We start from the raw sequence: 13,758 nt of genomic DNA on the forward strand, positions 1-13,758 counted from the left end.
GGCACATAGGCCGCACCGGTCTTCAACACCGCCAGCAACGCCACGATCAGATCACTGGTCCGCGGCAGGCACACCCCCACCAACACCCCAGCCCCCGCACCCAACCCCACCAGATGACGAGCCAACCGCTCAGCCCGCTCATCCAACTCCCGATACCGCACCACCCCGTCAACAGCCCGCACCGCCACCGCATCCGGACACCGATCCACCACCGCCTCGACCAACCCATGCACACACCCACCAGCCCCGACAGCCGGACCGGTCAGCGGACCACCGTCACCCAACACACCGAGGACCGACTTCTCGGCCTCGTCCAGCACGTCGAGTTCCGCGAGAGGCCCGTCCAGGCCTTCGGTGAGCACGCGCAGCGCCACGCCGAAGCGGCCGGCGAGGAGCCGGGCGGTCTCGGCGTCGAACAGGTCGGCGTCGTAGCCGAGGAACCCGGTGACGCGGTCGCCCGTCAGCCACAGGTACACCTCGACGTCGTACTGGATCGCGGCGGGCGCCATCGTCAGCGGCCGTACGGGCCGTCCGTCCAGGTGGAACTCGGGCAGGCCGTCCTGGAGGACGCACATCACCCGGAACAGCCGGTCTCCGCCGGTCCCCGCCGCCGCGGCGACCGTCTCCAGGGGGACGTGCGCGTGCGCGTACGCGCCGAGGCAGGTGTCGCGTACGGCGGTCAGGAGATCGCGGCCGGTCGCGGCGGCGGCGCTGTCGGTGCGCAGCGCGAGCATGTTGACCAGCGGGGCGATGGCTCCCGGTGCGCGGTGCCGCTCGACGGTCGCGATCGGCGCCCCGATCGTCACGTCGGGCTCCCCGGTCGTCCTCGCCAGCGTCAGGTGCAGGGCGGCGAGCAGCATCATGAACGGGGTGACCCGCTCGCGCTCGGCGACCTCCAGGGCGTGCCGTACGGCGGCCGCGTCCAGCGACACCGGGACCGCGGCCGAGCGGAAGCGCGGCCTGACGGGTCGCGGCAGGTCGGCCGGGAGGTCGAGCGGAGGAGCGTCGCCCAGCCGCTCACGCCAGTAGGCGAGGTCCGCCTCGGTGACCGGCGTGCCCCCGGTGGGCGGGGAGGCCGCACCGGGCAGGGCTCCATCGGAGTAGAGGGTGGTGAGTTCGGCGAGGAAGACGCCCAGCGACCAGCCGTCGCAGATGAGATGGTGGGCCACGACCTGCAGGAGCGTCTCATCGGGGCCGAGCGACCAGACGGCGACCCGCCACAGCGGGCCGGCGGCCGGGTCCATGGGCCGGGCGGCGAAGTCCTCGGCGCGGGCCAGCGCCGCCTCGCGCCGATCGCCTTCCGGCAGGTGTGCGAGGTCGGCGAACTCGGGCTCCGGCACGGCGTACGGCCCGGTGACGGAATCGGCGGCAGGGTCGACGGCAGACCCGACGGCGGGCTCGACAGGGGCGACGACGCACCTCGGCGGCTCCTCGCGCGGGAACCGGGCACGCAGCAGCGGGTGGCGCTCGGCCATCCGGGCGAGCGCCGACCGCAGGCGGCCGCGGTTCACCGGCCCGGCCACGGACGCCACGAACGACAGGATGTTCACCGCGGTGCCCGGGTGAAGCTGCTCGAAGAGCAGCAGCCCCGTCTGCGCGGGGCTGACGGCCGGTTCCCCGGCGTCGGCGGCAGCGGCGGACGGGGCCGCGGACGCCCGGTCCCGCCAGCGCCTGACCAGGTCCCGGCCCGCGTGTTCGCTCACCGCGACTCACCGGCCTCGGCGGTCAGCGCCGCGATGCGGGCCGCGACCTGGGCGCCGGAGACGCCCCGCTCGCTCCAGTCGGCCATGAGCCGGGCCGTGACCGCGCGGGGCGACTGGGCCGCCAGCACGACCTCGATCGGCACGGGCAGCGCGAGCGCGTCCTCCAGGATCGCCGCGATCTCGGCGACGCGGACGGAGTCGCCGCCGATGCTGCTCAGGTTCTGCGTCGGCGCGCACTCGCCCACCTCGCACACCGCCGCGAAGACGCCGGCGAGGAACCGCTCCACGGGCACCGCGCGGTCGCCGATCACCTCTCCCCTGAGTTCACCGGCCGCATAGCGGGTGCGGGCCAACGAGCGCTGGACCTTGCCGCTGGTCGTACGGGGGATGGCGCCGGGCGGGCAGACCACGACGATGTCCACCCGGGCACCGGTGGCGGCCAGCACCCTGGTTTTGAGGTCAGCGGCGATCTCGGCCCGGTCGACGTCCGCGCCGGCCCTGGCGAGCTCGACGGCCAGCACGATCTCCTCGCCCCCGGCGCGCTCCACCATGAACGCCGCCGCCGTCGGCCGCAACGCGGGATGCCCGTCGACCGCCGCTGACTCCAGGTCGTGGGCGTGGAAGTTCACGCCGCTCTGGATGAGCACGTCCTTGGACCGGCCGGTGACGAACAGGTGCCCGTCGCGCAGGTAGCCCAGGTCGCCGGTGCGCAGGTAGCGCTCGCCGTCGAGTTCGCCGAACGAACGGTCGTCGGAGTCGTTCCAGTAGCCGCGGCAGACGCTCGGCCCCCGGACCCAGATCTCGCCGTTCTCCCCGTCCGCCGCCGGGGTGCCGTCGTCCACGACCACCACGGAGTGCCCGTCGACGGCCGGGCCGCAGTCCACCCGTCCGTCCTCGGCGACGCCGTCCTCCGGCGAGAAGTGCCGCCCGGTGACGATCAGGGTGGCCTCCGCCAGGCCGTAGCAGGGCAGGAACGCCTCCGGCCGGAACCCGTTGCCGGCGAAGCGCTCGGCGAAGGCCCGGAGCGTGCCCGGGCGGATCGGCTCCGCGCCGTTGAACGCCAGCCGCCACTGGCTGAGGTCCAGCCCGGACAGGTCCGCGCCGCGGGCACGGCGCACGCACAGGTCGTAGGCGAAATTCGGCCCGCCGGTGTGCGTGACACCCATTTCCGAGATCTGCCGCAACCAGTCGAGCGGTTGCCGGAGGAAATGCACGGGCGACATCAGCCGGACCGGAAATCCGCCGTACCCGGGCGTCAGAATGCAACCGATCAGACCCATGTCGTGGTACGGCGGAAGCCATGAGATAACCCGGATGTCCCGATCGACGCGAAATACGTCGCTGATCGCCCGGATATTCGCGATGAGATTGGCGTGGTCGAGGACGACGCCCTTCGGCTGCCCGGTGCTGCCGGAGGTGTACTGCACCAGCGCCACGTCGTGCCGCCGCGGCAGGACCTTCGGCTCCACCGGCTCGCCCGCCTCGGAGATCACCGGCGGCAGCGGCACGTCGCCCACGGGGATGAGCGCCAGGATCGCCGGGTCGGCCAGCAGCGACGTCGCGCCGGAGTCGGCGAGGATCCGGGCGAAGCGCTGCGCGATCCGGTCGGCGGCCCCCATCAGCGGCGGGTACGTCGGCACCGCGGGCACCCCGGCCAGGAAGCAGGCCCAGACGGCGGCCACGAGGTCCAGGCCGGGCGGGTACAGCAGCAGCGCCGGCCCGTCCTTGGGCAGCTGCCCGGCCAGGCCGCAGGCCCGCCGCCACAGCTCGCCGTAGGTGATCGAGTCGATGCGGCCGTCCTCGTGCAGGTACTCGTACGCCACCTGGCCGGGCTGCGCCGCGACGTGGTCGGCCAGGACGTGGGCGAGCGTGCGATCGGCCGGAGTTGGCATCGCTGGGGCTCCTTCGCGTGGTGACTACGGCGGGCGAAGCCCGGCGCGGCATTACCGACGAGGCGGCGATCAGAATGTAAGAAGGCCCGCTCTCGCCCGGTTCTCAGGCGTCTACCGGCGTTCTCTCAGTTTCCGAACGAATTCTTGACGGACCCCACGGCAAAGCTGTGCGATGAATTCGCGAATTACCCGCGGCGGGTTCCGATATTCCCACGGAGGTGTGCATGGCCCGCATGAGATCATGCTGGTTGGCCTCGTTCGCCGATGTGCCGGATCCGGCGTGCGAGCTCGTGTGCTTTCCGTACGCCGGCGGCAGCGGGTCGGTGTTCCGGGGGTGGCAGCGCCACACCCGGAGCCTGCGCGTCACCGCCGCGTGCCTGCCGGGCCGGGAGGTGCGCCTCAGCGAACCGGCGATCCCGGACATCGACCGGCTGACCGACGCCCTGCTCACCGCGGTCACCCCGCTGACCGATCGGCGCTACGCGTTCTTCGGCCACAGCATGGGCGCGCTGGTGGCCTTCGAGCTGACCCGGCGGATCCGCGACGCCGGCCTGCCGCTGCCCGCCGGGCTGTTCGTCGCGGGCCTGGAGGCGCCCCACCTGGTGCGGTTCGACCCAGCGCACGACCTGCCGCGCGACGAGCTCGTGGCGTGGCTCTACCAGGGCCAGGGCCTCGACGCCGAGGTGCTGGCCTATCCGGAGCTGATCGACCTGATGCTGCCGACGATCCGTGCCGACCTGGCGGTGGTCGAGAACTACCGCTTCCAGCCGCTCGCGCCGCTGCCGGTGCCGGTCCACGTCCTGCACGGCCGCGACGACGAAGTGGACATCGCCGCGAGCGGCGCGTGGGCGGAGCTGACATCCGAGGAGTGCCGCGTGACGACGTTCGACGGCGGCCACTTCTTCGTCCGGGAGCACGAGGGCCGGATCGTCCGACTCATCGAGGCGGCCCTGACCACGACGACGCCTGCCAGGGAAACCGGTGACATCGGGGGAATCGAACGATGACCAGCTCGTCCTACGTCGGCGCGGTCGGCAGCGGCCCCGAACGCGACTACGGCAACATGATCATCCTGCCCGCCGCGCCGTCCCAGCGGCAGCTGTGGTTCCTGTGTCAGTGGGACCCCGCCGCCAACGCCGCGTACAACGTCACCAGCGCGGTGCGGCTCACCGGCCGGCTCGACCCGGTGCTGCTCCAGCGCGCGCTGAACCAGGTGGTCGCCCGGCACGAGAGCCTCCGCGCGGGGGTCGGGGTGGTGGACGGCGACCCCCGGCAGGTCGTCGCGGTCGAGACGCTGGTGGCGCTGCCCACGGTCGACTGCTCGCACCTGTCTCCCGAGGCCGCCGAGGAGTACGTGCAGCGCGCGGCCGAGGAGCAGGCGAGCCTGCCGTTCGTCCTGGACGAGCCGCCGCTGCTGCGGGTGCTCCTGGTGCGGGAGGCCGCCGACCGGCACACCCTGATCGTGGTCATCCACCACATCTGCTGCGACGGCTGGTCGATCGAGGTCTTCTACCGCGACCTGGCCGAGAGCTACCGCCGCCTGCTCGGCGGCGAGGGCCCGGCTCCCGAGCTGCCCATCCAGTACGCCGACTACGTCGCCTGGCGGGAGGAGTCCCTCGCCGGCGAGCCGCTGCGTGACCTGGTTGCGCACTGGTGCGGAACGCTGTCGGGCGTCCAGCCGCTTCCCCTGCCCGTCGACCACTCCCGCCAGGCGCAGCGGCGCATGGCGGCCGGCCGGCTGGAGGAGACGCTGCCCGCCGACGAGGCGGCGGCGCTCGACGCCCTCGGCAGAGGCTGGGAGGCGACCCCGTTCATGCTCCTGCTCTCCGCGTTCAAGGTGACCCTCGCCCGCGTCACCGGGCAGCCGGACGTCGCGGTCGGCACCCCGGTGGCCGGGCGGCACCACCCCGACGCCGAGGACGTCATCGGCTTCTTCGCCAACCCGCTCGTGCTGCGCACCCGCCTGCCGGAGGGCGCCGGGTTCGCCGACGCCGTGCGGGCCGTACGGAACACCTGCCTGGAGGCCTTCTCCCACCAGGAGATGCCGTTCGACCGGCTGGTGGAGGAGCTGCGCCTGCCGCGGGTGGTGGACCGCAACCCGCTGTTCGACGTGATGTTCTCCATGCAGAACACGCCCGGTGTCCTCGCGCGGCTGCCCGAGCTGACCATGGTCCCGGTCGACCTCGCCGTGACGTCGGCCAAGTTCGACCTGTGGCTGACGGTCCTGCCGGACGGCGACGGACTGCGGCTGCGGCTCGACTACGACCGCGACCTGTACGACCCGGGCACGGCGCGGCTGCTGCTGGACGTCTACCGCGCCGTGCTGGCCGAGATCCGCCGCGACCCCGGCGTGCGCTGGGGCGCGCTGCCGCGCGCGGACGCCGGGGAGCGCGCGCTCGCCGACCGCCGGTCGCGCGAGGAGGCCCCCGCGCCGCCTGACGGCACCATCCTCGACGTGCTCGCCGGCCGCTCCTCCAGCCAGAGTCACGCGGTCCGCGCCGCCGACGCCGAGATGAGCCACGCCGACCTGCGTACGGCCGCCGCCGGACTGGCGGCACGGCTCCGGGCCGAGGGCGTCGGGCCGGGCGTCGTCGTCGCGACGCCGCCGTTGCCGTCGGCGGCGCTCCTCGTCGCGGCGCTGGCCGTCTTCGAGACGGGCGCGGTCCTCACGTACGGCTCGCGCCACCCGCGCGCCGGGGCGTTCGTCACGTTCACGGCGGACGACTGGCTGGTGACCACCGGCCCCCGCTTCGACCCGGTGCCCTCCGGCTCGGCACGGGCCGGATCGCCCGCCTGGCAGGTGGACGACGGCGATCGCGACGGCCACACGGTCGTGTTCTCCCACCGCGCGCTGGCCGCCGCGGCGACGGCGGTTGCCGCGAGGCTGGGGCTCGGCCCGGACGACGAGGTCGTCCTCGTGCACGACGGAGGGCCGGTCGACCTGGCCGCCCTGCTCGCGCCGCTGAGCGCCGGAGCCCGCCTGGTCCTCACGGACACACCGGCAGGCGGGACCGTGGTGGTCGCCGCGCCGCAGGTCTGGCGCCGGCTGCTGACCGAGGGGTACGCGCCGTCGCCGGACGCCCGGCTGGTCTGCGTCGGCCCCTTCGTCGCCGACGACCTGGCCGAGGCGCTCGGACGCACCGGGAACACCGTCTTCCTGGGCAGGCGGACGCCGCTGTCGGCGGCCCCGGTGAGCCTGTCCCGCCTGGGAGAGGGGTCCGGCCCGCCGCTCGCCGGGACCATCCGGCGGCTGCTCGACGAGACGGGCGAGCCGGTGCCCCCGGGCGTCGTCGGCGAGCTGTGGCTGTCGGGTCCCGCCGTCGTGGGCCCGGACACGGCGGGTTCGGGCGCGGTGGCGACCGGCGAGCGCTATCGGTGCACCCCCTCCGGTGAGCTGCGCTTCGCGGGCTACGCCGACGGCCGCCTGACCCTGGGCGACCACGTCGTGCGGCCGGACCGGATCGAACGGCGGCTGACCGAGGTCGAGGGGGTGCGCGAGGCCGCCGTCGTGCCCGGGGAGACCGGAGCCGGGCCGCGGCTCGTCGGCTGGCTGGTGCCCGCCGACCCGCAGGCGGCCGCCTCGCCCCGGTCGCGCGAGGCCCTGGTGGCCACGGTGCGGGAGGCCCTGGCGAACGCGCGCGACCGGGTCCGTACGGGATCGGAGGAGCCCGGGACGCCCGCCGCTTTCGGCGTGCTGCGCGAGCTGCCCCGGCTGCCGGACGGCGGGGTCGACCGGGCGGCGCTCACCGCGATGTGCGGGGAGGCGCTGCGGGAGGGCATCGACGAGACCCCGCCGCGCAACCGCCTGGAGCGCGCGATCATCTCCATCTTCCGGGACGTGCTGCCGGTGCCGGAGTTCGGCGTCCACGCCGACTTCTTCGCCCTGGGCGGGCACTCCGTGCTCGCCGCCAAGGTCATCGGCCGCGTACGGGACCAGCTCGGCGTGCTCGTCCCGGTGCGCGACTTCTTCCGCAGGGCGACCGTGGCCGGTCTCGCGGAGGCCGTCGCGGCGGTGGAGGAGGAGCGTGCCCGCGCGGCCGCCGACGCCTCGTCCGCCGCGTACGGCGGGCTCGCCGAACTGTCCGACGCCGAGATCGACCAGTTGCTCCGCCGGCTCGGATGACCCGGGCCGCCACCGAACGACCACTCAACCCAAGGAGTCCCTCATGGGCATCGATGACCCCGAGACCGTCTTCCAGGTCGTCCTCAACGACGAGGAGCAGTACTCCATCTGGTTCGCCGACCGGCCCGTACCGCCCGGCTGGTCCGGCGTCGGCGTCACGGGCCGCAAGCAGGAGTGCCTGGACCACATCGAGAAGGTCTGGGTCGACATGCGCCCCCGGTCGCTGCGCGAGCACGCCGCCTGACCCCCCGATTCACATCCACCGACAGGAGTGCGACACATGAGCCAGCGGCCGGAATTGGAGTCGATGACCCCGGAGGAGAAGCGTGCGCTGCTCGCCAAGCTCCTGGACGGATCGGTCGAGACGACACCCAGCACCCTTCTCCTCGAGCAGCGCCGCCTGTGGCTGCTGCACCAACTGGACTCCGCCAAACCCTGGCAGGTCAGCGCCGCGGTGCGGCTGTCCGGCCCGATCGACCCGGCGGCGATGCAGCAGGCGCTCGTCGCCGTCGTGCAGCGGCACGAGGTGCTGCGGGCCACGTTCCGCGAGGTCAACGGCCAGGCCATCGCCACCACCGCGGCGGCGGTGACGCTGCGGCTGCCCGTCCAGGACATCGACCCCGGCGACCTCGACGGTGAGCTCGCCCGGGTGGCGGCGGCCGAGACCGGGACCCGTTTCGACCTCGGCAGGGGGCCGCTGGTCCGCGCGTCGCTGCTGCGCGCCGCCCCGGACGACCACGTCTTCCTGCTCACCGCGCACCAGATGGTCGCCGACCGGCGCTCGGTCAGGCTGATCGTCGACGAGGTGCTGTCGCGCTACGCGGCCCTGTCCGGCGGCGCCGAGGCCGCGCCCGCCGGCACGCCCGCCGACTTCCGTTCCCTCGTGGACGCCCAGCGCGCCTGGAGCGAGAGCGACGACGCGGGCGAGGCCGTCGACTACTGGCGCGGCGGGCTGGCCGCCCTCAGCCCGCTGGAGCTGCCGACCGACCGCCCGCGCCCGCCGCTGAAGACCATCCACGGCGACGCGGTCACGGTCCCGGTGCCCGCCTCCCTGGCCGCCGCGCTGACCGCCTGGCGCGAGGACCCGGGGCCGACGCTGCTGGCCGCGTACGCCGCCGTGCTCTCGCGCTACTCGCAGCAGCACGACCTGGCGATCGGCGTCCCGGCGGCGGGATCGTGGACCGCCACCGGAAGCGCCGCGCAGGACAGCACGGTCGGCCCGCTGGAGAACATCGTGCCGCTGCGGGTCGAGCTGCGGGCCGGCGACGGCCTCGGCGCGCTGACCGGGCGCGTCACCGCCGCCCGCGCGCAGGCTCTGGCGCACGCGCGGCTCCCGTTCGACCGGATCGTGGACGCGGCGCAGCCCCAGCGCGACCTGAGCCGCACGCCGCTGTTCCAGACCACCTTCGCCTTCGAGGAGGACACCGACGACCGCGTCCTGCCCGGCGCGGTGGCGCGGCCCCTCGACCTGCCGGTGACCTGGACCCCGCACGACATCGACCTGTTCGCGGTACGGCGGAGCGACGGCCTGCACCTGCGCGCGCAGTACAACACCGACCTGTTCGACCGGGGCACGGTCGAGCGGTTCCTCGGCCACGTCCTGGTGGTGCTGACCGAGGGGCTGGCCCGCCCCGACCACCCGCTGGCCGACATCCCGCTGCTCACCCCGGAGGAGCACGAGCGGATCGTGGCCGGGTGGAACGACACGCGGACCGAGCGCGACCGGTCGCTCACCCTGCACGCGCTCGTCGAGCGGGCGGCCCAGGCGCACCCGGAGCGTACGGCGGTCTCCGGCGGCGGCGTCGAGATCAGCTACGCCTCCCTCGACGGCCGCGCGGACGCGCTGGCCGCCGAACTCGTCGCCCGGGGCGCCGGACCCGAGTCGCGGGTGGGCGTCGTCGTCGACCGGTCGCCGCACAGCGTGGTGGCCCTGCTCGGCGTGCTCAAGGCCGGGGCGGCGTACGTGCCGCTCGACCCGTCCTACCCGGCCGACCGGCTGACGTTCATCGCCGACGACGCCGGGATCGGCCTGCTCGTCGGCCGCGCGGAGGCCCTGGCCGCCCTGCCCGTGACGCTGGCCGGGCGGACCCGGGTCAGCGTCTCCATCACCGACCCCGAGCACACGGGGGACCGGGCGGTCGTCCCGGCGGGTCCCGCGAACCTGGCCTACATCATCTACACCTCCGGATCGACCGGCCGGCCCAAGGGCGTCGCGGTCGAGCACCGGCAGATCGTGCACGCCACCGAGGCGCGTACGGCCTGCGAGGGGCCGGGCCTGCCCGAGCGCTACCTGGTGCTGGCGCCGCTCACCTTCGACGCGGCCGGCGGCGGCCTGTACTGGACGCTCAGCCGCGGCGGCACGGTCGTGCTGCCGACCGAGACGGAGGTGCTCGACCCCCGCCTGCTGGGCCGGCTCATCCGGAACCGCCAGGTCACCCACGTCGACGGCGTGCCGTCGCAGTACGCCCTGCTGCTGGAGACCGACCCGGAGCCGCGCCCGTCGGTCCGCGCGACCGTCGTCGCGGGCGAGGCGCTGCCGCCGAGCCTGGTCGCCGAGCACTACCGCCACTCGCCGGACGCCGTGCTGTTCAACGAGTACGGCCCGACGGAGGCCACGGTGTGGGCCTCGGTGCACCCGGTGTCGCCGGCGGACGCCGACGCGCCCCGCGTGCCGATCGGCCGCCCGATCCCGGGCGCGCGGATCCACCTGCTGGACCGGCGGCTCAACCCGGTGCCCCCGGGGGTGCCGGGCGAGCTGTACATCGGCGGCGAGGGCACGGCCCGCGGCTACGTGAACCGCCCCGCGATGACCGCGGACCGCTTCCTGCCCGACCCGTTCGCCCCGGGGTCCCGGCTCTACCGGACCGGCGACCTGGCCCGCTACCGGCCCGACGGCACCATCGAGTTCCTCGGCCGGGCCGACACCCAGGTCAAGATCCGCGGGTTCCGGGTCGAGCCGGCCGAGGTCGAGAACGTGGTGCTGCGCCACCCCCTCGTCTCCGAGGCCGTGGTCACCGTACGCGAGGACCAGCCCGGCATGCCGCGCCTGGTCGCGTACGTGGTCCCGGTGTCCGGCCGCATCCTGACCCAGGAGACGCTGGTCAACCACGTGCTCGGGCAGGTGCCCGACTACATGGTGCCGAGCGCCTTCGTCACGCTGGAGCGCATGCCGCTGACCCGGCACGGCAAGATCGACCTCGCCGCGCTGCCCACGCCGCAGGAGGTGGCCGCCGGCGACTTCGTCGAGCCGCGCACCACGCTGGAGGCGGAGATCGCCGAGACCTTCGCCTCGGTGCTCGGCCTGCCGCGGCTCAGCGTCACGGCCGACTTCTTCTCCCTCGGCGGCAACTCGCTGCTGGTGGCCCGGCTCGCCGCGCAGCTGTCCCGGCAGCACACGATCGAACTGCCGATCGACGACATCTTCCGGGTGCCGACCGTCGAGGGCATCGCCCGGGTCGTCGAGCTTCAGCAGCGCGAGCGCAGCGCGCAGGACAACGCCGCCCTCTACCTGCAGCAGCTCGCCGACCTGCAGGCCGACGTCACGCTCGACCCCGCCGTACGGCCCGACGGCCTGCCGCACGCCCGGTGGTTCGAGCCGGAGCACGTGCTGGTCACCGGCGCCACCGGCTACCTCGGCGCCTTCGTCGCGGTCGAGCTGATCGAGCGCACCGACGCGATCGTGCACTGCCTGGTGCGCGGCCAGAGCCGGGACGAGGCGTGGGACCGCCTGGAGGAGGTCCTGCGCAAGTACCGGGCGTGGGACGAGTCGTACCGGTCCAGGCTGCGGGTGGTCACCGGCGACCTCGCGAAGCCGGCCCTCGGCCTGTCGAAGGAGGCGTACGACGAGCTGGCCGGGTCGCTGGACGCGATCTACCACAGCGGCGCGATCGTCAACTTCACCTACCCCTACGAGGCGATGAAGGCCGCGAACGTCCTCGGCACCGAGGAACTGCTGCGGCTGGCGACGACCACCCGGCTCAAGGCGTTCCACCTGATCTCCAGCGTGGACGTCTTCATGGGCACGGGCGCGGAGCGCCCCTTCACCGAGCAGGACCTCACCGACCGGCCCACCAAGATCCCCACCGGTTACCCCCGTACGAAGTGGGTGTCCGAGCGGATCGTGACCCTCGCCCGCGACCGCGGCGTCCCGGTCACCGTGCAGCGCCCGTGGATGATCACTGGTCACACCCAGACCGGCGCCTCCCACGAGACCGACTACCTGTACGTCTACCTCAAGGGCTTCCTGGACCTCGGCGTGCTGCCGCTCTACAACGACGTGATCAACGCGGTGCCCGTCGACTACACGGCCAAGGCGATCGTCTACACCTCCCTGCGGGAGGAGAACCTCGGCCGGAACTTCAACATCACCAACCGGGAACCGACCACGATGCAGCAGTGCTACGAGTGGCTGCGGTCGTTCGGCTACGCCCTCAACGTCGTCGAGGAGGAGGAGGCCAGGCGGCAGGCCCTCGCGGTCGACGAGGACCACATCCTCTACCCGCTGACCCCGATCCTGCGCGTGGCGTCCATGCGGCACGCCGCCCTCGACCCCGACCTGCAGCAGCGGGTCGACCCTATGGACGAGTGCCGGGTGCTGACCGCGGCCCTGGACGGGTCCGGCATCGAGTGCCCGCCGGTCAACGAGGAGTGGGCCCACTCCTGCTTCCGCTTCCTCGTGGAGAACGGCTACCTCCCGGCCCCTGAAGAGGTTGCCGCGCGGGCCGCGGCGTAGCGGGCGTGAGGCGAGAAAGGACCACCATGGAGGACGTCTCAACGATGCCGCGGCCGGACGGCGAGGCCGCAACGGGAAGCACCGGGACGGGAAGCATCCGTTACATCGACCTCGACCCGGCCGACGCGGCCCAGATCGACACCTACACCCGCACCCTCGCCGCCCGCCACGGTTCGAGCACCGCCCCGGCGCTGCTCGACGGCGCCGCGACGTACGCCCATCGCCTGCCGGAGCGCCTGGTCGGCGAACTGCTCTCCCTCCGCCTGTTCGAGAGCAGCCCGGCGCTGGTCGTCCGGGGACTGCCGGTCTCCGACGACGAGATCGGCCCCACCCCGCTCGACTGGCGGGAGCAGGCGAGGCCCTCGACCGTGCCCGCGCGCACGGCCCACGAGGTCTACCTGGTGCTGGTCGCGAGCCTGCTCGGCGACGTCTTCGGCTGGTCGTCCCTGCAGAACGGCAAGCTCGTGCACGACGTGGTGCCGATGCCGACCGAGGAGCGCGAGCAGAGCGGGCACGGCACCGTGCAGCTGGAGTGGCACACGGAGGACGGCTTCCACCCCCTCCGTTGCGACTACCTGCTCCTGCTCGGGTTGCGCAACCACGACGCGGTGCCGACCACCGTGGCCGGCGTCGACGAGGTGCGGATCGACCCCGCGCACCGCGCGGTGCTCGCCCAGCCGCGCTTCCTCATCCGCCCCGACAACGAGCACCTCAACCGGCTGCGGGCGCGGGCCGAGGAGGCGGCGGGGATGGGCATGGCGATGCACAGCATCCAGCGGATGCAGGACGAGCCCGAGCCGAGCGCGGTCCTGTTCGGCCACCCCGACGCGCCGTACCTGCGCATCGACCCGGTGTTCATGTCCGCGCTGCCGGGCGACGGGGAGGCCGAGGAGGCGCTGGCCGCCCTGGTCGGGTCGCTGGAGGCCAACCTGTGCGGGGTCGCGCTCGGCCCCGGTGACCTGCTCATCGTCGACAACTACCGGGCCGTGCACGGCAGGAGCGCGTTCCGCGCCAGGTTCGACGGCACCGACCGGTGGCTGAAGAAGGTGCTGGTCACCCGGGACCTGCGCAAGTCCCGGGCACACCGGTCCGCGCCGCACGAACGCGTGCTGCTGTGAACCGGCTGCCCGGCCGTACGGCCTTCCCGGGAGATCCGCACCCCGACGGCGGGGTCCGCCACGGCGGCGAGCTGCCGGCGTGGCTCCGCTGCGGCAGCGTGCCGTCCGGCACGACCGACACGGTGTTCCGGCCGTGGCCCGCCCCCGGCGGCGCGACCCCGGAACACCCGCAGCCGGAAACCGCGGCACC

At 73.9% G+C, this 13,758-nt stretch carries 7 protein-coding genes; 5 read left to right on the plus strand and 2 right to left on the minus strand.

Going from position 1 to position 13,758, the window contains the following annotated elements; all coding sequences use genetic code 11:
- A partial coding sequence (locus tag HHX40_RS32390) for a condensation domain-containing protein (RefSeq protein ID WP_182883625.1) occupies nucleotides 1–1,703 on the minus strand: 1,703 nt, incomplete at its 3' end.
- Nucleotides 1,700–3,595, minus strand: coding sequence for an AMP-binding protein (locus HHX40_RS32395; protein WP_182883626.1), 1,896 nt, complete (start codon nucleotides 3,593–3,595; stop codon nucleotides 1,700–1,702). The genes HHX40_RS32390 and HHX40_RS32395, both read right to left, overlap by 4 nt.
- A gap of 224 nt (nucleotides 3,596–3,819) precedes the next feature.
- On the opposite strand from HHX40_RS32395, the gene HHX40_RS32400 reads away from it, so the two are divergent.
- Genes HHX40_RS32400 through gntD form a run of 5 tightly spaced genes read left to right on the plus strand, consistent with a single transcriptional unit; the run spans nucleotide 3,820 to nucleotide 13,568 of the window.
- Nucleotides 3,820–4,602, plus strand: a complete 783-nt coding sequence (locus HHX40_RS32400; protein ID WP_220499853.1) for a thioesterase II family protein — start codon at nucleotides 3,820–3,822, stop codon at nucleotides 4,600–4,602.
- Complete coding sequence (locus HHX40_RS32405; RefSeq protein WP_182883627.1) at nucleotides 4,599–7,718, plus strand: condensation domain-containing protein; 3,120 nt, start codon at nucleotides 4,599–4,601, stop codon at nucleotides 7,716–7,718. Before HHX40_RS32400 ends, HHX40_RS32405 begins: the two co-directional genes overlap by 4 nt.
- Nucleotides 7,719–7,761: 43 nt before the next feature.
- Nucleotides 7,762–7,962: an MbtH family protein gene (locus HHX40_RS32410; protein ID WP_182877320.1), complete on the plus strand. Its 201-nt coding sequence runs from the start codon at nucleotides 7,762–7,764 to the stop codon at nucleotides 7,960–7,962.
- 36 nt (nucleotides 7,963–7,998) lie between these two features.
- The gene (locus HHX40_RS32415) at nucleotides 7,999–12,450 is read left to right on the plus strand and encodes a non-ribosomal peptide synthetase (protein ID WP_182883628.1); all 4,452 of its coding nucleotides are present in this window, start codon (nucleotides 7,999–8,001) and stop codon (nucleotides 12,448–12,450) included.
- A 26-nt stretch (nucleotides 12,451–12,476) separates the two neighbouring features.
- A complete protein-coding gene (gntD, locus tag HHX40_RS32420; protein ID WP_220499854.1) occupies nucleotides 12,477–13,568 on the plus strand; it encodes a guanitoxin biosynthesis L-enduracididine beta-hydroxylase GntD in 1,092 nt (363 codons plus the stop codon).
- Nucleotides 13,569–13,758: the final 190 nt, after the last annotated feature.

Source organism: Microbispora sp. H10949 (assembly GCF_014161435.1).
Classification (GTDB): Bacteria; Actinomycetota; Actinomycetes; order Streptosporangiales; family Streptosporangiaceae; genus Microbispora; species Microbispora triticiradicis.

Excerpts from the sequence above, each read along its gene's own strand:
- HHX40_RS32395 (WP_182883626.1), bottom strand. The coding sequence starts at position 3,595 with ATGCCAACTCCGGCCGATCGCACGCTCGCCCACGTCCTGGCCGACCAC.
- HHX40_RS32400 (WP_220499853.1), top strand. The coding sequence starts at position 3,820 with ATGGCCCGCATGAGATCATGCTGGTTGGCCTCGTTCGCCGATGTGCCG.
- HHX40_RS32405 (WP_182883627.1), top strand. The coding sequence starts at position 4,599 with ATGACCAGCTCGTCCTACGTCGGCGCGGTCGGCAGCGGCCCCGAACGC.
- HHX40_RS32410 (WP_182877320.1), top strand. The coding sequence starts at position 7,762 with ATGGGCATCGATGACCCCGAGACCGTCTTCCAGGTCGTCCTCAACGAC.
- HHX40_RS32415 (WP_182883628.1), top strand. The coding sequence starts at position 7,999 with ATGAGCCAGCGGCCGGAATTGGAGTCGATGACCCCGGAGGAGAAGCGT.
- gntD (WP_220499854.1), top strand. The coding sequence starts at position 12,477 with ATGGAGGACGTCTCAACGATGCCGCGGCCGGACGGCGAGGCCGCAACG.